This window comes from Ferrovum myxofaciens (assembly GCF_013181415.1).
Lineage (GTDB): Bacteria > Pseudomonadota > Gammaproteobacteria > Burkholderiales > Ferrovaceae > Ferrovum > Ferrovum myxofaciens.
Genome location: NZ_CP053676.1, coordinates 1,643,583 through 1,663,762 on the forward strand (window position 1 = coordinate 1,643,583; position 20,180 = coordinate 1,663,762).

At 55.2% G+C, this 20,180-nt stretch carries 20 protein-coding genes; 9 read left to right on the top strand and 11 right to left on the bottom strand.

Features of this window, described 5'->3' with window-relative positions:
* Nucleotides 1-2: 2 nt before the first annotated feature.
* The 8 genes from HO274_RS08055 to HO274_RS08090 form a co-directional block, all read right to left on the bottom strand.
* On the bottom strand, nt 3-1,571 hold the full coding sequence (locus tag HO274_RS08055; protein WP_197456341.1) for a YifB family Mg chelatase-like AAA ATPase: 1,569 nt from the start codon (nt 1,569-1,571) through the stop codon (nt 3-5).
* Nucleotides 1,572-1,659: 88 nt separating this feature from the next.
* The gene (locus HO274_RS08060) at nt 1,660-2,016 is read right to left on the bottom strand and encodes a DUF59 domain-containing protein (RefSeq protein WP_062187597.1); all 357 of its coding nucleotides are present in this window, start codon (nt 2,014-2,016) and stop codon (nt 1,660-1,662) included.
* Nucleotides 2,017-2,172: 156 nt separating this feature from the next.
* The gene (sufU, locus tag HO274_RS08065; protein WP_031598341.1) at nt 2,173-2,613 is read right to left on the bottom strand and encodes a Fe-S cluster assembly sulfur transfer protein SufU; all 441 of its coding nucleotides are present in this window, start codon (nt 2,611-2,613) and stop codon (nt 2,173-2,175) included.
* A gap of 9 nt (nt 2,614-2,622) precedes the next feature.
* On the bottom strand, nt 2,623-3,849 hold the full coding sequence (locus HO274_RS08070; RefSeq protein WP_420537355.1) for a cysteine desulfurase: 1,227 nt from the start codon (nt 3,847-3,849) through the stop codon (nt 2,623-2,625).
* Entirely contained in the window at nt 3,836-5,128 is a 1,293-nt protein-coding gene (gene sufD / locus HO274_RS08075) for a Fe-S cluster assembly protein SufD (protein WP_273118570.1), read from the bottom strand. Before sufD ends, HO274_RS08070 begins: the two co-directional genes overlap by 14 nt.
* On the bottom strand, nt 5,125-5,892 hold the full coding sequence (gene sufC / locus HO274_RS08080) for a Fe-S cluster assembly ATPase SufC (protein WP_031598346.1): 768 nt from the start codon (nt 5,890-5,892) through the stop codon (nt 5,125-5,127). The genes sufD and sufC overlap by 4 nt, the downstream gene beginning before the upstream one ends.
* Nucleotides 5,893-5,947: 55 nt before the next feature.
* A complete protein-coding gene (sufB, locus tag HO274_RS08085) occupies nt 5,948-7,396 on the bottom strand; it encodes a Fe-S cluster assembly protein SufB (protein ID WP_031598347.1) in 1,449 nt (482 codons plus the stop codon).
* A 2-nt stretch (nt 7,397-7,398) separates the two neighbouring features.
* A complete protein-coding gene (locus tag HO274_RS08090; RefSeq protein WP_273118577.1) occupies nt 7,399-7,857 on the bottom strand; it encodes an SUF system Fe-S cluster assembly regulator in 459 nt (152 codons plus the stop codon).
* A 213-nt stretch (nt 7,858-8,070) separates the two neighbouring features.
* Between HO274_RS08090 and gshA the strand changes: the two genes are divergently transcribed.
* On the top strand, nt 8,071-9,354 hold the full coding sequence (gene gshA / locus HO274_RS08095) for a glutamate--cysteine ligase (protein ID WP_031598349.1): 1,284 nt from the start codon (nt 8,071-8,073) through the stop codon (nt 9,352-9,354).
* A gap of 22 nt (nt 9,355-9,376) precedes the next feature.
* Nucleotides 9,377-10,327 carry a glutathione synthase gene (gshB, locus tag HO274_RS08100; protein WP_273118581.1) on the top strand — a complete coding sequence of 317 codons (951 nt, stop codon included), beginning with the start codon at nt 9,377-9,379 and terminating at the stop codon, nt 10,325-10,327.
* Here gshB and HO274_RS08105 read toward each other — a convergent pair.
* The gene (locus tag HO274_RS08105; protein WP_273118584.1) at nt 10,261-11,316 is read right to left on the bottom strand and encodes a D-alanine--D-alanine ligase family protein; all 1,056 of its coding nucleotides are present in this window, start codon (nt 11,314-11,316) and stop codon (nt 10,261-10,263) included. The two genes, gshB and HO274_RS08105, sit on opposite strands and share 67 nt — an antisense overlap.
* Nucleotides 11,309-14,071, bottom strand: coding sequence for a phosphoenolpyruvate carboxylase (gene ppc, locus HO274_RS08110; protein ID WP_273118587.1), 2,763 nt, complete (start codon nt 14,069-14,071; stop codon nt 11,309-11,311). Before ppc ends, HO274_RS08105 begins: the two co-directional genes overlap by 8 nt.
* A 27-nt stretch (nt 14,072-14,098) precedes the next feature.
* Between ppc and hemC the strand changes: the two genes are divergently transcribed.
* Genes hemC through HO274_RS08130 form a run of 4 tightly spaced genes read left to right on the top strand, consistent with a single transcriptional unit; the run spans nt 14,099 to nt 17,321 of the window.
* Complete coding sequence (gene hemC, locus HO274_RS08115; RefSeq protein WP_273118589.1) at nt 14,099-15,070, top strand: hydroxymethylbilane synthase; 972 nt, start codon at nt 14,099-14,101, stop codon at nt 15,068-15,070.
* A 4-nt stretch (nt 15,071-15,074) separates the two neighbouring features.
* A complete protein-coding gene (locus tag HO274_RS08120; protein WP_051862598.1) occupies nt 15,075-15,812 on the top strand; it encodes a uroporphyrinogen-III synthase in 738 nt (245 codons plus the stop codon).
* Nucleotides 15,805-16,800, top strand: coding sequence for a uroporphyrinogen-III C-methyltransferase (locus tag HO274_RS08125; RefSeq protein ID WP_273118594.1), 996 nt, complete (start codon nt 15,805-15,807; stop codon nt 16,798-16,800). The genes HO274_RS08120 and HO274_RS08125 overlap by 8 nt, the downstream gene beginning before the upstream one ends.
* Nucleotides 16,797-17,321, top strand: coding sequence for a heme biosynthesis HemY N-terminal domain-containing protein (locus tag HO274_RS08130; RefSeq protein WP_031598358.1), 525 nt, complete (start codon nt 16,797-16,799; stop codon nt 17,319-17,321). Before HO274_RS08125 ends, HO274_RS08130 begins: the two co-directional genes overlap by 4 nt.
* Here the strand turns inward: HO274_RS08130 and HO274_RS08135 are convergent.
* Complete coding sequence (locus HO274_RS08135; RefSeq protein ID WP_031598359.1) at nt 17,310-18,326, bottom strand: CDP-6-deoxy-delta-3,4-glucoseen reductase; 1,017 nt, start codon at nt 18,324-18,326, stop codon at nt 17,310-17,312. The genes HO274_RS08130 and HO274_RS08135 overlap by 12 nt on opposite strands.
* A 35-nt stretch (nt 18,327-18,361) precedes the next feature.
* On the opposite strand from HO274_RS08135, the gene HO274_RS08140 reads away from it, so the two are divergent.
* From HO274_RS08140 to accB, 3 genes are read left to right on the top strand one after another with little or no spacing between them, the layout of a single operon-like run.
* Nucleotides 18,362-19,213 carry an SDR family oxidoreductase gene (locus HO274_RS08140; protein WP_031598360.1) on the top strand — a complete coding sequence of 284 codons (852 nt, stop codon included), beginning with the start codon at nt 18,362-18,364 and terminating at the stop codon, nt 19,211-19,213.
* Nucleotides 19,214-19,271: 58 nt separating this feature from the next.
* Nucleotides 19,272-19,706 carry a type II 3-dehydroquinate dehydratase gene (gene aroQ / locus HO274_RS08145; protein ID WP_031598361.1) on the top strand — a complete coding sequence of 145 codons (435 nt, stop codon included), beginning with the start codon at nt 19,272-19,274 and terminating at the stop codon, nt 19,704-19,706.
* A gap of 4 nt (nt 19,707-19,710) precedes the next feature.
* Entirely contained in the window at nt 19,711-20,169 is a 459-nt protein-coding gene (gene accB, locus HO274_RS08150) for an acetyl-CoA carboxylase biotin carboxyl carrier protein (protein ID WP_273118602.1), read from the top strand.
* Nucleotides 20,170-20,180: the final 11 nt, after the last annotated feature.

Below are 20,180 nucleotides of genomic sequence, written 5' to 3' on the forward strand. Positions count from 1 at the left end.
CACTATGAAGGATTGAATTTTCCAAAACCGGTCCGGTAATGCAATGCCTCGGCAATCGCGCTTTCAGACACACCCTCATCCATACCTAAATCCGCAATGGTGCGAGCCACACGCCATACGCGATGCACGGCCCGTACACTGAGTTCGTAATGATCTGCGGCGCGCAACAATAATTTTTTGGCCTGGGCGGATAAGGGGGCTACGCGATGCAGTGCATCACTCCCCAAACCCTCATTAGTCATACCCTGACGTTCATGCTGGCGTTCTTGAGCCGCAATGACGCGCTGGCGCACAACCCCGCTGGATTCTCCAGGGGATTCCGCCATCAGTTCCTCTGCCGTGAGGGAGGGCAATTCCCATTGCAGGTCGATTCGGTCAAGGAATGGACCGGACAGACGGCGCGTGTAGCGTTCCAGTTGAGGTTGGGTACACCGACACCGCCCGGCGGGATGACCGCGATAACCACAGGGGCAAGGATTCATGGCCCCCACCAGTTGAAAGCGGGCAGGATAAATGACCTTATGCGCCGCCCGGGATACCGCGACCTGACCGGACTCGAGGGGTTCACGCAGCATGTCCAGCAAATGCGTTGGAAACTCGCCCAGTTCATCCAGATGCAATGTTCCCCCATGAGCCAGGGAAACCTCTCCAGGATGAAGATGTGTCCCGTGTCCTCCACCCATCAATGCAGCCGTCGTCACAGAATGATGAGGATGACGGAAGGGACGGACGCGCCAAAGGGAGGGATCGATGGTTTCTCGATGTGCTGCCCGAATGGCAGCCAGGGCCAAGGCTTCCGTTCCTGTCATGGGGGTACAAATGCCCGGCAGACAACGTGCCAATAGAGATTTCCCGACTCCCGGAGGCCCCACCAACAACAGATGGTGACGCCCCCCTGCGGCAATTTCCAATACCCTTTTCGCCTGACTCTGTCCACGGATCTGAGCCAGATCGATTTCCGGCATGATCACAGCAGCCCTGTCCTGTGGCTCCAAATGAACAAGCGGCAATAAAGAACGACTGGTCAAATGATCCCATACCTCACGCAGGTGGGTAGCTCCATATACCCCGGCAGGATAGCCATGTACGGCCTCTGGAGCCGAAGCCCGTGCCACCATCAACCAGTGTCCCGCCTGCGCAACAGCCACCGCCATGGGTAAAGCTCCATGAATGGCGCACAGGTCGCCATTCAATCCCAATTCTCCGGCAAATTCCCAATTTTCAAGCAGAGCGTGAGGCAAATGATTAAAAGCAGCCAGAATTCCTATGGCGATGGGCAAATCGTAGCGACTGGAATGCTTGGGAAGTTCGGCAGGGGCCAAATTGACCGTCACCCTCTGGAGGGGAAAACCAAAACCGCAGTGATTCAAAGCGGCGCGCACGCGATCCCGGCTCTCGCGTACCTCTGCCTCGGGCAAACCCACCAGATTAAACTGGGGCAACCCGCCGGACAGGTGGACTTCCACCCTCACCAGCGGGGTTTCCGCACCCCACAAAGCCCGACTGTAGACGCAGGTAAAAGCCATGATCGCCCTTTGGAAAGAATCATGATGCCCCATGACGGCATGCATCTTTCTTTCAAAAAGCGCAAGACAATCCGCTTCCTTGCGTATGCCAATAGCCCGCAGGAAAGAATTTCCGGGAAAGAGAACCGGCCCCTCAGAGCATGCCCAGTGTGAGCAACACGGATTCACTCATCCGTTCCCGTGTCCAGGGGGGTTCCCAGACCAATTCCACGTGGGCCGAATCAATGCCCGGCACCTCCGTCATCCGTTGTTCCACTTCTCCCGGAAAGGTTTGAGCAACGGGACAACCCGGCGCGGTCAAGGTCATCCGAACATCCACATGCGCCTGTTGGGGGTCGATGGTCAAACCATAAATCAATCCCAGATCATAAATGTTGACAGGAATTTCGGGATCGAAGACGGTACGCAAAGCGGCAATGACCATTTCCTCCAACTCATCCCGAGAAAATTCCGGAGCCGCTGCAGGTTTGGGTATGTCACTGGCCTCCATCCCCGGAAACCCCGCCGCAATAGCCTCTTCCAAGGGAATGGAAGGAGGTTCGGGAGAAGGTTGACGACCCACGGAGACGTAACGTCTGGCTGACCCTTCGACTGGTTCGGGTTGAGGCTCTTTCTGGTTTAACCATTCAATCGCTGACATGATGATCTACTCCGTTGAAACCGGTTGATCGGCCTGATGCAGCGCTGCATTCAGGGTATGCCAAGCCAGGGTGGCACATTTCACCCGTGCCGGAAATTCGCTTACCCCCGCCAGAACGGCCAGTTTGCCCATCTCCACGGTATAAGGTTCTCCTTTGACCATGTGGTAAAAACCTTCGAATAACTCGGCTACCTCAGCTTCATGACGTCCCTTGAGGGCCTCGGTCATGAGGGAGGCCGAAGCCGTGGAAATGGCGCAACCAGAACCTTCGAAACGGGCTTCCTGGATAATGCCGTCCTCGACTTTCAGATTGAGAGACAACTTGTCACCGCACAAGGCATTAAAACCATCGGCATGGCGATTGGCTCCCGGCAAAGGACCAAAATTGCGGGGATGGCGGTTATGATCAAAGATCACTTCCTGATATAGATCACGCAAATCACTCATGAGACCCTCTCAATTCAGGAACAGTTTTTGTACCCGTTCGATTGCCTGGAACAGGCTCTCGACTTCCTCCAGGGTGTTATACAAGGCAAAGGATGCCCGTGCCGTAGCGGGCAGGTGAAAATAGTCCATCACCGGCATGGCACAATGATGGCCACTGCGAATGGCCACCCCTTCACTGTCCAGAATGGTTCCAATATCATGGGGATGGATGCCCTCCAGCACAAAAGAAAAGATGCTGGCCTTGCCCGGTGCCGTTCCGATGATGCGCAGGCCGTTGACCCGTTGAGCGCGCTCGGTCGCTTCCTGAAGCAACCGGTCTTCATGGGCCGCAATGTTCTCCAGTCCCACGGACCGAACAAAGTCGATGGCTGCCCCCAGTCCGATAGCCCCGGAAATATGGGGCGTCCCGGCCTCAAACTTGTAAGGTATCTGATTGTAAGTGGTTTTCTCGAAGGTAACCTGCAAAATCATGTCCCCACCGCCCTGATACGGGGGCATCGCCGTGAGCAGGTCCTTTTTTCCATACAAGACACCGATCCCCGTGGGCCCATACAACTTGTGCCCGGAAAACACGAAGAAATCACATCCCAAGGCCACCATATCCACCGCCACGTGAGCCACTGCCTGAGCCCCGTCTACCAGCACCCTGGCACCTGCTGCGTGGGCCTTGCGGATGATCTCAACCACAGGATTCACGGTTCCCAGCGCATTGGACACCAAAGTGATTCCCACCAAACGGGTACGCGCCGTGAGCAAGTGATCCACCTGATCCATCAATAATACCCCTCGCTCATCCATGGGAATGACCTTGAGTCGAGCACCCGTCATTTCGCACAGCATTTGCCAGGGCACGATGTTGGCATGGTGCTCCATCGCACTGATCAGAATTTCATCACCAACCTCGAGATGAGTACGGCCCCACGTCTGAGCCACAAGATTGATGGCCTCCGTTGCCCCACGGGTGAAGATGATCTCTTCCACATGCGCCGCCCCCAGAAACGCGCGAACTTTTTCGCGAGCCCCTTCAAAGGCCTCGCTGGCTTCCTGACTGAGCGCATGGACGCCACGATGAATATTGGCATTGAAATGTTCGAAATAATATCGTTCCGCATCCAGTACAGCGAGTGGCTTTTGAGTCGTCGCGGCATTATCCAGGTACACCAAAGGTTTCCCGTGAACTTTCCGCTCCAGAATGGGAAATTGACGACGCCAGAGATGAGGGTCAAACATGGCCATTCTCCTCAACCGTGCCACCCAACAAGCGCCGAACCTCTGCGCGCACGTCAACATGGGGAATCGCTTCGGCAATTTCCAGGGTAAAGGCCTGAATCAACAGGGTACGGGCCAAATCCGCGGCAATCCCGCGCGTACGCAGATAAAACCACTGCTCCTCGTCCAGTTGACCCACCGTAGTACCATGGCTGCATTTCACATCATCGGCGAATATTTCCAACTGAGGTTTGGTATTGACTTCGGCCTTGTCGGACAACAATAAATTGTGGTTTGACTGGCGTGAGGATGTTTTCTGGGCATCCAGTGCCACCCGAACCCGTCCATTGAACACGGCTTTGCCCGAGCCCTCCAGCACGCCCTTGAAACACTCCTCACTGGTACAGTGCGGGGAATCATGTTCGATCGTGGTATGAAAATCCTGCAGGGCGCGGTCCGCCACCCGATACATGCCTTTGAGAACACATTCGGCATGGGGCTCAATCAAGCGCAGAGTAATATCATTGCGTCCCAGCGCGCCAGACAAGGCGAAGGCAAAAACTTGCAGTTGGCTACCGGCGCGCTGGAGCCCATACAACGCAGCCGTATGGTAAGACAGGAGACCTTCCTGTTGCACCTTCACCAGGGTCAAACGCGCCTGAGGTGCCAGTTCGATGGCCGTCACCCAATTGCTGTGGGCAGGCTGATCGGTGCTCCCCAGGCAGTGTTCCCGTAGGGTCAACTCGCTGTTTTCTTCCGACTCGAGCAACAGGGCCCCATGACTCATACGTTGTCCCGTCAGACTCACCTTCACCAGATGCAACGGTGTTTCCAGCGCACATCCCGCGTCCACCGTAATCCAGATTCCCTCTGTAAAAAGAGCGCCATTGAGTGCACCGAAAGCCGTCAGGGCACGGGCTGGCGCCATCTTTTGTGTAAATCGTTCCCGTTCCCGCGCATCCAGTTCAGACCAGAAACGCAGGTGAACTCCCTTGGGAAGTCCTTCAATCATGGATTGATCCGGTTGAAACATCCCATCCACAAAAACCAGGCGGGGCGCGGGTATTCCCTCCAGAAGCGCTCTCGGCGCTCCCTTCACCGCTTCTCTGGGTTCGATTGAGTGGTGCAGAGACAACTTCTCCAATCCCGACAAGGCGGTGTACTTCCAATCTTCGAGACGTTTCGTCGGCCACCCCAGGGCTTCGAATCGGGTCCATTCTGCCTGACGCTGGCTCCCTTCGACCGCCCCTTCCTGAGTCGCTTGTGCCTCAAAACTGGCGCGGCATTGGGCAAGGAATGGGTTCATGGCGCAACCACTCCTGCATTCTTTGCGTCCCCAACCCAGGCATAGCCTTCTCGCTCCAATTCCAAAGCCAATTCAGGACCACCGGAGCGCTGAATGCGCCCATCGGACAGCACGTGCACGAAATCCGGTTTGATGTAATCCAGTAAACGCTGGTAGTGAGTCACCAGAATCATGGCACGCTCGGGACTGCGCAAACTGTTGACCCCATGGGACACAACTTTCAAGGCGTCGATATCCAAACCCGAATCAGTTTCGTCGAGAATGGCCAAACTGGGTTCCAAAACCACCATCTGAAGAATTTCATTACGCTTTTTCTCACCACCGGAAAAACCTTCATTGACGGCGCGATAAAGCATCGACTCATTCATTTCCATCAACTTCATCTTGTCCTTGACCAGAGCCAGAAAATCCATGGCATCCAATTCAGGTAACCCGCGATGCTTGCGCTGAGCATTGAGTGCAGCCTTGAGCAGATAGACATTGCCCACCCCGGGAATTTCCACGGGATACTGAAAAGCCAGAAAAACTCCTTCTCGAGCCCGTTCTTCCACCGCCAATGCCAGTAAATCCTTGCCCTGATAGGTCACACTGCCCCCCGTGACGGTGGTATTCTCCCGTCCCGCCAGCACATTGGACAGGGTACTCTTCCCCGAACCGTTCGGCCCCATGATGGCATGCACTTCACCGGCCTTCACTTCCAGGTTGATTCCCTTCAAAATTGCCTTGTCGCCCACTGATGCCTGTAAATTCTTGATGCTTAACATAGCGTTTCCATCGTTCCAAAATGATTGAATTTGTCCTGAATCCCTGGAGCAAGTCTCAGCCCACGCTGCCCTCGAGACTGACCCCGAGCAATTTCTGCGCCTCCACCGCGAACTCCATGGGTAATTCCTTGAAGACTTCCTTGCAAAACCCATTGACGATCATGGAAACGGCATCCTCGGCTGACAGGCCGCGTTGACGGCAAAAAAACAGTTGGTCTTCACCGATCCGAGAAGTGGAAGCCTCGTGCTCTACCGTTGCCGTATTGTTCTTGACCTCGATATAGGGAAAAGTATGGGCTTGGCAACGATCTCCCAGAAGCAGGGAATCGCATTGCGTATGGTTACGCGCTCCCGTGGCCGAACGGGCCATGCGAACCAATCCACGGTAAGCCTGTTGTCCAAACCCTGCGGAAATCCCCTTAGACACGATGGTACTGCGGGTATTCTTGCCGATATGAATCATCTTGGTTCCTGTATCTGCTTGTTGGCGATGATTGGTCAAGGCTACAGAATAGAACTCACCCACGGATTCCTCCCCACGCAAAATCACGCTGGGATATTTCCAGGTAATGGCCGATCCGGTTTCCACCTGTGTCCAGGAAATATGGGAACGCGCTCCCCGACAATCGCCACGTTTAGTGACAAAGTTGTAGATCCCTCCACGCCCATCCTTGTCCCCCGGATACCAGTTTTGTACCGTGGAATACTTGATTTTTGCATCTTCCAGCGCTACCAGTTCCACCACCGCGGCATGCAGCTGGTTTTCATCGCGCATGGGGGCTGTGCAACCTTCCAGATAACTCACAGATGCACCTCGATCCGCAATAATCAGGGTGCGTTCAAATTGCCCGGTATTTTTGGCATTGATACGGAAGTAGGTAGACAATTCCATGGGACAGCGCACACCTGGCGGGATATAGACAAAGGAGCCATCACTGAACACTGCCGAATTCAAAGCCGCATAAAAATTATCCTGGACCGGCACCACCGTACCCAGATACTGTTTGACCAACTCGGGATGATGCTGCACCGCTTCTGAAAAAGAGCAGAAAATAATGCCAACTTCCGCCAACTTGTCCTTGAAGGTAGTAGCCACGGAAACACTGTCGAACACCGCGTCCACCGCCACCCCTGCCAAAATAGCCCGCTCATGCAAAGGGATTCCCAATTTTTCGTAGGTCTTGAGCAATTCAGGGTCCACTTCGTCCAGACTTTTGGGTCCATCCTTCTGTGACTTGGGTGCGGAGTAGTAGATGATGTCCTGATAATCAATGGGGGGATAATGAACACTGGACCAAGTGGGCGGAGTCATTTTGAGCCAGCGACGATAAGCCTCGAGACGCCACTCCAGAAGAAATTCTGGTTCGTTCTTGCGCGCAGAGATCAGGCGTACCGTGTCCTCGGACAACCCCTTGGGGATCTCATCCGCTTCAATGGAGGTTTCAAATCCATGTCGGTATTCCAGTGAAATCAGGCCTTCCAAAGTATCGGTGATAGAGTTCATGATCAGACTCTCTGTAAATTGGCTCGGGATGCCGGTAAATGAACGGGATGAACGGCGGGCAGACGCATTTCCGCCAGTGTCACCTGCGCCAGTGCATCATGCACGGCCTGGTTGATGCGCTGCCAGTTGGTCTTGATGGCACAGGAAATAGAACGCTGACAATCTCCCGGATGCTGGGCGGTTCCACAGTCGGTCAATCCCACCGGACCCTCCAAAGCGGTCACCACATCCACCATGGAGATCTGGTCGGGGCGACGCGCCAACAGATAGCCGCCCTTGGTTCCGCGCTGGGAATCAAGCAGATTGCCGTGAACCAGGGTTTTGAGTAACTTGGTGGTGGTAGGCAAGGGAACGCCCACGGCCAGTGAGACTTCCTGAGCCGTAAACAGGCGCGCCTCATCCTGCGCCATATGGGTGAGGATGAGAATACCGTAGTCTGTCAGTTTACCGATGCGAATCATACTGTTGTCCATATCAGACCAAAGGAATTCTTCGTATACAGTACCATTATAGTACTCTTTATAACCCTACGCAACCACCGAACTTTCTCCTTGATTTCCGAGAAATTTTCTCGGCGTCTTAACCTTGCAGACTTTCTTTTTTCTTTGACCAATCTGCTGCACCATCTTGGGTGCACTGATAGAATGGGCCGGCTAAACCTTAGGAATGAGCCCATGGTTCCCCATCTGACAACCGCCCTCACGGGCCCCCTGCTGACTCTGGAAAAACAGATTCTTGACGCAATGCCCCGCATCGAACATTGGTTCAGACACCAATGGCAGGAACACTCCGCTCCTTTTTACGCCTCCGTGGACCTGCGCAATGCCGGGTATAAACTGGCACCAGTGGACACCAACTTGTTCCCTGCCGGTTTCAACAATCTGAATAAGGCATTTGATGCCCTTTGCGTTCAGGCCGCCATGAGCGCAGTGGAGAAAATCTGTCCGGATACCCGCCAGTTCCTGCTCATCCCGGAAAATCACACGCGCAATCCCTATTACCTTCAAAATGTATCGTCCTTGAAGTCGATTCTTCAGCGCGCAGGGTTCACGGTGCGTATCGGCAGTTTACTGCCCGATCTCGCTCAACCCACCGAGGTGCCTTTACCCCAGGGAGGGTCCCTGCTGCTGGAACCCGTCCAACGCCAAGGCAACCGTCTGGTTCTGGAGAACTTTGACCCCTGCGCCATCCTGCTCAACAATGATCTGTCCGGCGGCGTTCCCGACCTGCTAAAAAATCTTTCGCAAGCCATAGTTCCCCCTCCCTGGGCCGGCTGGAGCACACGCCGCAAATCCCTTCACTTTACCGCCTATCGCCAGGTTGCCGAAGAATTTTGCCGCTTGATTCAAATCGATCCGTGGTTCATCGACCCTTATTTCGACCATCGTTCCGGCGTGGATTTTTCGCAAGGCATCGGTTTGGAGGAAGTCCAGTCCCAGGTTGCCGACTTGCTCCAAAAAATTCGTCAAAAATACCAGGAATACGCCATCAAAGAAAACCCTTTTGTGATTCTCAAGGCAGATGCGGGTACCTATGGAATGGGAGTCATGACCATCAAGGACCCCAAGGAACTGAATCAACTCAATCGCCGCCAACGCAACAAAATGGCCGTCATCAAGGAAGGTCAGGAAGTCCATGAGGTATTGCTGCAGGAAGGGGTACCCACCTTCGAAACCGTCGAGGACTCCGTAGCAGAACCCGTGGTCTACATGATGGACCATTTCGTGGTGGGGGGATTTTATCGGGTTCATACCGAACGGGGAATCGACGAAAATCTCAATGCCCCCGGCGCCCATTTCGCCCCCCTGGCCTTCCAGACCCCCGCCATGTCTGCAGACTGTACCCACCAACCGGATGCGCCGCATAATCGTTTCTATACCTATGGGGTTGTCGCCCGTCTGGCACTGTTGGCTGCAGCGCGCGAGTTGGAAATGATGGCGCCCCGATTCTCCTCCTGACTTCACCCACGGACCTTTCCCCATGGATCTGGCTTTTCTCATCGACCCCCTGGACCAACTCAAGCCTGACAAGGACTCGACCCTTGAAATCATGCGTGCCGCCAACCAACGGGGACATCGCCTCTTTGCCATCGAACCCACGGGACTACAACTCGACCAAGGTTGGGTTCAGGGTTGGACCCTTCCCCTTGACTATACGACCTCTCAAGGAATCCTGATCCCACAGCGCAGTGCAGCTTCTTTTCGCAAACTGTGCGATTTTTCGGCAGTCCTAATGCGCAAGGATCCCCCAGTGGATTCCGAGTACCTTTTTGCCACCCATCTTCTGGACCTGGCGGAGGGGCAGGGCGCACGGGTTTTCAACCGGCCTCAAGCCCTGCGTGATTACAACGAAAAGTTGGCCACGGCCCTTTTCCCTCATCTCTGCCCCCCCACACTGGTGGCCCGCACCCAAGACGCTTTTCGTATCTTTCTGAAACGCCATCAGGACATCATTCTGAAACCTCTGGACGGCATGGGCGGACGGGAAATCTTTCGCGTGAAAGCACAGGACCCCAATGTGGCAGTCATTCTGGAAACCCTGACGCGCAACGAAACGCGCACCATCATGGCCCAACAGTATCTTCCAGCCATTCAAGAAGGTGACAAGCGTGTCCTGATGGTGCAAGGGGAACCTTTGCCCTATTGCCTTGCCCGTCTGCCCGCCCAGGGAGAAACTCGAGGTAATCTGGCGGCGGGGGGACGGGGGATAGCCAAGCCGCTCGATCCCTCGGATCAGCGCCTTGCCGAGGAGGTGGGGCCTTTCCTGCGCAAAGCTGGCGTGTTATTGGCGGGTCTCGATATCATCGGTACCCACCTGACCGAAATCAATCTCACCAGTCCCACCTGCTTCCGTGAAATTCGGGATCAGACTGGCTTTGATGGGGCAATGCAGGTCATCGAAGCCCTGGAAAGAGCCTGCAGACAGATTTGATCCACCAAGTCATCGAAGGAAATGCCCTGTGCCGCTGCCGCCTGGGGAACCAGGCTCATCGCGGTCAGACCCGGCAACGTATTGACTTCCAGACACCATAACCGCCCCTGTGCATCGAGACGAAAGTCTGCTCGGCTATAACCCTGTAACTTGAGGGTGCGGTGGGCCAGAAGAGACAGACGCTGAATCTCGCCCGTCTGGTCAGGGGAGAGTTCAGCAGGAAAAATTTCCCGTGCGCCTCCCGGCTGATACTTGGCCTCGTAGTCAAAAATGTTTCCCTTTTGCAGGACGATCTCCCCCACCGTCAATGCCTGACTGCCCAGCACCGGTCCGGTCAATTCTCGTCCCGGAACGAAACGTTCCACCATAACTTCGTCATCATGCTGGAAGGCCAGTGTCAATGCTTGTGGCAACTCTTCTGGCGTATGTACCACCGACAGGCCCACCGTCGAACCCTGCTTGCTGGGTTTGACCACGACGGGCCAACCCAGCACCCCTTCGATCTCCTCACATTCCACGGGGGCCATCAACCAGTCCGGCGTAGGAACTCCAGCCGCCCGAAGCAAGCGCTTACTTACGTCTTTATCCATGGCCATGGCACTTCCCAACACCCCACTGCCGGTATAAGGAATGCCGGTCATTTCCAGCAACCCCTGTATCCGCCCATCCTCTCCTGCGCCTCCATGAAGCGCCAAAAACCACAGATCCGGAAAAAAATTCTCCGGCAGAGTCAGCCAGGAAGGGATGCCATGGGACAGCGCCCGTTCCCCTGAATGACGGATACCCACCCGTTGAGCCAATAACTCTTTTTCCTGCGCCGGCGTCAGCCAACCCTGAGCCGTGTCCACCACCCGGACCTGCTGCCCCCTACGCCGCAGTGCTTCCACTACCTGCACGGCACTGGCAATGGCAATGTCGCGTTCGGCACTCATACCCCCCGTCAACACGGCAATGGCGAGGGAATCGCCGCATACCGATGAATCAACCACTATTACGCAACCCAGCCGCCACCCCATTGATGGTCAAATAAATGGCACGTTTCACGGCTTCTCCCTCCTCTCCAGAACGGAAAGAACGCAGCAGATCTACTTGAAGATGATTGAGGGGGTCCATGTAGGGACGCCGTTCGCGAATACTCCGAGCCAGCGTCGGATTCGACTCCAGAAGTTCTTTCTGTCCGGTGATTTCGCGCAAGGCATGGGTCGTCAATTCAAATTCCGTGCGAATTTCGTGGAAAACTGCATCGCGCAATGCTTCGTCACTCACCAGACGGGCATAGCGTTGGGCAATGACCAGATCGGTCTTGGCCAGTACCATATCCATATTGGAAAGCAAGGCTTGCAGGAAAGGCCAGGTACGGTACATACGACGCAGGTAGTCCCACCCCTCGACATGGGCCGCACAAAACCGTGCCACCGCACTGCCAAACCCGTACCACCCCGGTAAAATCATACGCGACTGAGCCCAACTGAATACCCAGGGAATAGCACGCAAATCCTCGATTTTCTGGGTTTTACGACGGGCTGCCGGACGACTGCCTATATTTAATTCAGCAATTTCACTGACGGGGGTGGCCTCCCGGAAAAAACTTTCAAACCCCGGCGTCTCATAGACCAAAGTTCGGTAGCGTTCAAAGGCATAGACCGATAACTCCTCCATCAGCGTATAGAATTGCTCCCGTCCTTGCAGATCGCGATCCCGATCCAGCAAGGTGGCCTCCAGCGTGGCTGCCACCAAAGTTTCGAGATTGCGTCGTCCGATGCCGGGATCAGAATACTTGCTGGCAATGACTTCGCCTTGTTCCGTCAGACGAATCTGGGCGTTCACACTGCCAGCGGGTTGCGCCAGAATCGCATAATAACTGGGACCGCCGCCGCGTCCCACCGAGCCACCCCGTCCATGAAACAAGCGCAACTCGATCTCATGACGAGAAAAAATCTCCACCAGGATCTTTTCTGCCTTGTAAAGCTCCCAGTTGGCGGTCAAAAATCCGCCATCCTTGTTGCTGTCGGAGTATCCCAACATGACTTCCTGGGTACGCTGACGACTGTCCAGCAACTTCTGGTAGACCGGCAAGGAAAATAACTGCTCCATGATCTCGCCACAACCGCGCAAATCGGAAATGGTTTCAAACAGCGGAATGATGTTCATGCCCAGTTGAGGGTTCTCTCCGGGCAGCAACAAGCCCGCTTCCTTGAGAATCAGGGCCACCTCAAGCAGATCGCTGACGCTATCGGTTTTCGAGATGATGTAATTGGGCAGGGCCTGCGGACCGAGCGAGCGATGAATTTCTCGAGTCACGTCAAATACATCCAGTTCACGTTGCACCGCTTCGCTGAACCGGGAAACGTGGGAACGTAACAGGCGGGGACTTTCCAACTCGCGCACCAGTACGCCCATCCGTTCGGATTCACTCAGCGCGAGATAATCCACGCCCACGCCTCCCTGAGTCAGCAATTCTGCCACCGTAAGTGCGTGAAACTCGGAATGCTGGCGCAAATCCAGGGGAGCCAAATGAAACCCGAAGGACGAAATGGCGCGAATCAGCAAACTCAAACGCCCCTCGGCCAGCAAACCAGAACCATGGCCCACCAGCGAAGTTTTCAGAAGTTCCAGATCCGCAGAAAATTCTTCCACCGATTCGTAGGGATCTGCCTCGTCCACCTCTTCGTTCTGACGGAAACACCCCAGACGCAAGGCGGTCTGAAACAGGCGCGCATGAATATGCGTGAGCGCACGCCGATAGGGTTCTTCGAGACGACTGTCGGTGCGTTCCGGCGAACGCTCGGCCAAGGCCATGACCTCCGGCGACACCTGAACCAGACGGAAAGAAAGAGATAACTCACCGCGCAAGGTCATCAACTGGGTCAGGTAAAACTCCATGGCCACAGCGCTGTGACGACACATGGCATGTTGGGTGACTTCTGCAGTCACGAAGGGATTTCCATCGCGATCGCCCCCAATCCAACTGCCCATGCGCAAAAAGGAAGGGAAATCCTGAGCAATGCTGGCGTATTCCGGATCTTTTTCCAGGGCGGCCGCCACTTGAGACTCGAGGCGCGGCACCTCGCGCAAAAAAGTATAGCGATAATAAGACAGTCCATTCTCAATTTCATCATGGACACGCAACTTGAAGGTGCGCAATTCATTGGTTTGCCACAGGGTCAAGACCGCCCGGCGCAGGGCAGCATCATTGGCTTCCTTTTCTTCCGGAGTCAGCGCGATACGGGTCCGTTCCTCCAGCCGGTTGGCGATCAGCAGATGGCAATCGAGCACACTTTTGCGTTGTACTTCCGTGGGGTGTGCTGTCAGGACCGGTGAAATAATGGCCCGTTCAAAAAATCTCCTCACCGTGATTGCATCCACGTTGGCCTGCTTGAGACGTTGTAAAGCCAGTGCGATGCTGCCCTCGCGAGGCGGGGCGCCAGCTTGGGAATAGGCCATGCGGCGCCGGTTGTGGTGCAGGTCTTCCGCAATATTGCACAGATGGGAGAAATAACTGAAAGCACGCACCACTGCAATGGTGTCCTCCGGGCTCAACCCATCCAGACCGTGTTCCAGTTGGACCCGTGCCTTATCATCACCGGTACGACGATAACGAATGGCAGTCTGGCGTATTCCTTCGATCAACTGGAAAATAACTTCACCTTCCTGATCGCGCAGTGTGTCGCCCAGAATCCTGCCCAAAAAACGAATATCGTCGCGCAAAGGCAAGTCCTTGTCCAAATTGGTGGAAGAAGTCATGTCCGACCTCCGTTCAAGGCATCCTTCATGCTAGAATTCCACATCTCGGATGCACTCATTGTGTTCTTCATCATGCCTTCTCCAGAAATCATCATCGCCACTCGTGAAAGCCGGTTAGCCCTGTGGCAGGCCGAACATATCCAGCAACAAATGGCAGGATTATATCCCCTTGCGCACTTCTCGTTGCTGGGAATGACCACCACGGGTGATCAAATCCTCGATCGTACCCTCTCTGCCGTGGGAGGAAAAGGTCTTTTCGTCAAGGAATTGGAATTGGCCATGCTGGAGGGGCGAGCCCACATGGCCGTGCATTCCATGAAGGACGTCCCGATGAACCGCCCCTCCGAACTCGTCCTGCGGGTGGCAGGGCCGCGCGAAGATCCGCGCGATGCCTTTGTCTCCAATAATCATGAAAATCTGGCCGCCCTACCGGCTGGTGCCATCGTAGGAACCGCCAGTTTGCGGCGTGAATGCCAGATCCGCGCCCGCTTTCCCCACCTTGACGTCCGCCCACTGCGCGGCAATCTGGATACCCGTCTGCGCAAACTCGACCAAGGTCAGTACCAAGCCATCATATTGGCAGCTGCCGGTCTGCGCCGCCTGGGTTTGGCGGATCGCATTCGCTCGCTCATCGACACGGAGGACAGTCTGCCTGCCGTAGGACAGGGCGCGCTGGGATTGGAGTTTCTAGCCAACCATCCGACCCTGGGAAACTGGATTGACACCCTGGTAGACCCGGCCACCGAAGCTTGTGTTTTTGCCGAACGTACCGTCTCCTGCCGTCTGGCAGGCAGTTGCGATGTCCCGCTGGGTGCCTTTGCCGAGGCAGAAGGCGAGATCCTGACCCTGCGCGCCTTTGTAGGCAACCCAGCCGGCACACGTATCATTCGTGCCTGCCAAAGCGCTCCATTGTCCCAGTACAAAGCGCTTGGGGACGGGGTGGCCATGGACCTGCTTGATCAAGGTGCGGCGTACATTCTGAACGCCTGTCGCGCCTGAAACAATGCCGACCGGGTTGCTGATTACCCGCCCCCGCGCCGAAGCCACCCGCTTGGCAGAACGTCTGAATTCGCTTGGAATTCGCTCCTGGGTCTACCCAACCATCGACATCACCCCCCTGACACCCACGGCAGAATCTCTGTCCTGGGCCGCCCAGGCGGCACTATGGATTTTTGTCAGCGCCAATGCCGTGCATGCGGGCTGGGGCTTCCTTGCTCCTCTCCACAAGGAAACCCATCGTTTGGCCGCAGTCGGTTTGGCCACTGCCCGGCGCCTGCAGGAAGTCAGCGGAACTTCTGTGCTCTACCCGGAGCAAGGCTCCGATAGCGAGGCCTTGCTGACACTCCCTCTGTTCCAAAGGATGGACCGATGGAAAATCGCCATCATACGAGGACGCGGAGGACGGGAATGGCTGAGGGAGACTCTGGAACAGAGGGGAGCCCAAGTAGGCTACATCGAATGCTACGTCCGTCAGGTACCTCAAAGCAATCCTGAAACCTTGGAGGAGGCCTTGCAGGCCGGTGCTTCCATCTCGGTGCAAAGTACCGAATCCTTCCACAATTTGTGGGCCATGGCCTCGCCAGCGCAACGGGAAATCCTAGCAACCCGGCCCTTCATCGTCAGTCATTCGCGCATCGCCACGGCGCTACGCGCGCTTGGGCTGCCCCACCCCGTGGTACTTTCTCCCGGGGACGATGCATTAATTGCCCATTACCAGAAAAAGGGGCATTCCCATGGTTAACGAACAACCGCCCGCCACCCAAAAGTCCTACTTGCCCGGACGTTTGACCCTCTTGATCATCCTTCTGGGACTGGCGGGATTGGTCTTCTATCAACGCAACCAGTTGCTGGATCTGCGCCAGGATTTGAGCAAACGATTATCCCAAACGGATCAATTATCTCAGCAAGTACAAAGCCTGGCTCAACAAGCCAATGAAACCAGCCGTGAAACCAGTACCCGTCTGGCCGTGCTCGAGTCACGGTTTTCCGATACCCAAAATCAACAGGTAGAACTGGCAGCGCTCTATCAAGACCTCATGCGTCATCGCGACGACTGGATTCTGGCCGAGGTAGAACAATTGGTCATCATCGCCAACCAGCAACTGGAATTGACGGGTAATGTCCAGTCAGCTCTGGCTGCTCTGGAAGCCGCTGACCTGCGCCTGCAACGTCTGGATAAACCCGCCCTGAACCATCTCAGAGAAAATCTGAAACAGGACATGGATCATCTGCGTGCGCTCCCTTATGTGGATACCAACGGAATCACTCTGCGTCTGGATTCCATGATCCAACAGGTGGATGGCTTGGCACTGGCCTCGGATACCCGCCCCAAACCACCACCGCTCCCGAAGGATACGAGAACCAGTTGGCTGGAACGGCTGACTCAGGACATGCTGCTGGAGTTGAATAACGCCATCCGAATTCGCCGCATGGATACGCCTGAACTCCCCTTGCTCACCCCCGAGCAAACCTATTTTTTGCGTGAAAATCTAAAATTACGTCTCTTCGCTGCACGCATCGATGTGCTGGCCCGCAATGAGGTACGTTTTCGCAGTGAACTTTCAGAGGCGCAGCATTGGCTGCAACGCTACTTTGATACGGCAAACCCTGCGGTCAAAAATTTTCTGTCCAATATTCAACTCCTGACCACAACGCCCGTCAGTGTCCCACTGCCCGATATCAGCGCCACACTGGCTGCCGTACACGCCGCCAGAGGAGGAAATCCATGAGGTTACTGCTTGGATTTTTCATTCTTTTCATGCTCGCCACGCTTCTTGCCCTGTCCTTCAACATCACGGCAGGCTATGTCTTGATCGTTCAGACCCCGTGGCGTATCGAGATTTCCCTGTCGGTATTTATTCTGGGTCTGGTACTGATCCTTCTGGTACTCAATCTGGTGGGGCATATGTTCTTCAAAATCTGGCAACTCCCCAAACAGATCCGCAACTACCATCTCCGCCGCTCGAGAACGCGCGCGCGCGGTGCCCTGTATCAGGGATTAACGGCCTATTTCTCTGGGCACCCGGAGAAGGCTGAAAAAATGGCAACCGTCGCCCTCAGGGGGGAGGAGGCACGACCTCTATGCCTGATGCTGGCCGCTCTATCCGCCCATGAAGCACACCACTTCGAAGCCAGGGACCGCTACCTGAGTCTGGCGCAGGAAGAAGGCCCCGAAACCCTGTCCATGCTTTCGTCGATTCGTTCCAGGATGGGGCTCACGACGAAGGTCAACGACTCTTCAAGTCCCTGAGGGCACGAAAGGATCGGAATAAAACTCGTTTTCAGGCAAGGCACGGCTTTCGGTAAAAGTTTTGAATCCTGCTTCCACCATGCGCGATGCACCACAGGCATAGACCTGATGGCAAGACAGATCCGAAAAATCATCCAGAATGGCCTGATGGACAAATCCGGTCCGCCCGGTCCACTGATCTTCCGGCAAAGGCGCAGACAACACCGGAACGAAAGTGAAATGGGGAAGTTCCGCCTCCCAAATGCGCACGATGTCCCGTTGATACAAATCCACGGCACTTTGCACCCCCCAGTACAACGCCATGGGACGATTGATGCCCTTGTGGCGCGCGTACTCGATCATTCCCTTGATGGGTGCGAAACCCGTGGCACCTGCCATGAAAATGATCGGTTTTTCCGAATCCTCCCGCAAGACAAAGGCGCCCAGAGGCCCTTCAAAGCGCAAGATGCTACGTTCCTTCAGTTCATTGAATACAAACCCGGAAAAATTTCCCCCTGGATAATGACGGATATGCAACTCCAGCAAGGCAGCATCATGGGGAGAATTGGCCAGGGAAAAACTGCGCCGCTTTCCGTCCTTGAGTAAAAAGTCGATATATTGTCCCGCCATGAATTCAAATTTTTCATTGGCGGGCAACTTGAGTTTGAGCACTACCACATCGTGGTTGGGACGTTCAATGGCCTCCACCCGGCAGGGCAACTTCTTGATTTGCATATCCGCAAAACCACTCACTTCACGTGCCTCGATAACCACATCCCCGATGGGACGCGCACAACAGAAGAGCGCTTTTCCCTGTGCCTTGTCCTCTTCGCTCAAAGCGCTGGCTTGATAGTCGCCGTAGTCCACTCGTCCCTCCAGAACCTTGCCCTTGCAACTGCCACAGGCGCCGCTGCGACACCCATAGGGTAAACCAATGCCTTCGCGCAGGGCTGCCTGCAACAGGGTTTCTTCATCGTTCACCTGAAACTGGCGACCGCTGGGTTGGACTGTAACTTGGAATGACATGGCCGTTCTCGCGTAAATGACGTTACAATGACTTGATGAATTCTTACCTGATCATCGGCGCGGGTAATGTGGCGCGTCGCGTCCTTCCCTTATTGAAGGGCTCGGGTCCCGTGTTTACCCTCTGCCGAAGAACGGAGGCGATGCCTCAGTGGCGTACATTGGGTGCCTTGCCGATTTTGGGCGACCTGGATCATCCCCATACCCTGCTGCGGCTTACAGGACTGTCACACACCGTACTCCATTTTGCCCCACCCGGACCCACGAGCCAGGATGACACACGCACCCGACACCTGCTTGCCGCGCTCGGACGGGGCACCAGTTTACCACAGCGTTTGATCTACATCAGCACCACCGGCGTCTACGGTTCTTCAGCGGGAGACTGGCTGGATGAAACCAGTCCAGTCCGTCCCCATACCGCCCGTGCCCGACGTCGGGTCCACGCCGAAACCCAACTGCGCGCTTTCGGTCGCCGCACAGGTTGCCGGGTGATCATCCTGCGCGCGCCTGGCATCTATGGCGAGCATCGTTTGCCTCTTGAACGACTCCGGAAAGGCGTTCCCTTACCCCTGGAAAATCCGTGGACCAATCATATCCATGAACTGGATCTGGCCCGTTCCGTGGTTGCGGCCTGCACCCTGGGAAAATCGCAACGCGTATATAATGTGGTGGACGATCAACCCCTCCCGATGGGGGAATTTTATGGGTCTCTGGCTCAACATCATCACCTGCCGCTTCCACCCTTTCTCCCTCTTTGTGAATTGGAAAAAATTCTTGACCCCTTCAATCTCAGTTTTTTGAAGGAGTCCCGACGTATTCACAACCAGCGTATCAAGCAAGAATTACACCTGAATTGGTGTTATCCCAGCGTGCTCTCATTTCTGAAATGAGTAGCGATATTCGTTAAATTTCTGGACATTTTCAGTGATTTCGAGGCAAAATCGCGACATGAAAAAAATTCTCGTCGTGCACGGTCCAAACCTGAATGCGCTGGGAACCCGCGAACCCACGGTTTACGGCAATTCGACTCTGGCCGATCTGGATGCCCGTCTGCGCACTCTGGGAACCGCACGGGGAATATCCGTGGACTGTTTTCAAAGCAACTGGGAAGGGGCGCTCATCGACCGTATCCATGATGCCCGTGTCGACGGAACTCAAGCCATTCTCATCAACCCTGGGGGGTTGACCCACACCAGCGTGGCTTTGCGCGACGCTCTGACTGCTGTAGACCTCCCTTTTATCGAAGTACACCTGTCGAACATTCATGCCCGGGAACCCTTTCGCCACCACTCCTATCTGTCGGCTATCGCGGTGGGAGTCATCTGTGGATTGGGGATACGGGGATATGAACTGGCCCTCGACTATTTCATGAACAAGGCGTAACACCATGGACCTGAGAAAATTAAAGAAACTGATTGATTTGGTAGAAGAGTCGGGCATTAGCGAACTGGAAATCACCGAGGGAGAAGAGAAAGTACGCATCGCCAAGTTTGGCAGTTCGGCTCCCCAGTATGCCTATCCCCCCTCGTATGCCCCGCCCCCGCCCCCCCACACCCCGATCGAAACCGTACTCGCTCCCGTTGTCGCGGCTACTCCCGAGAGCGAAGGCCATGTGGTGAAATCCCCCATGGTCGGAACCTTTTACCGCTCACCTTCCCCAGGGGCACCGGTATTTGCCGAAATCGGGCAGAGCATCAACGAAGGACAAACCCTGTGCATCATCGAAGCCATGAAATTGCTGAATGAAATCGAGTCAGATGTCACGGGCTTCGTCAAGCATATTCTGGTGGAAAACGGACAACCCATCGAATACGGACAGCCTCTCTTCGTCATCGCCACGGCCTGAAAGGAAGATCC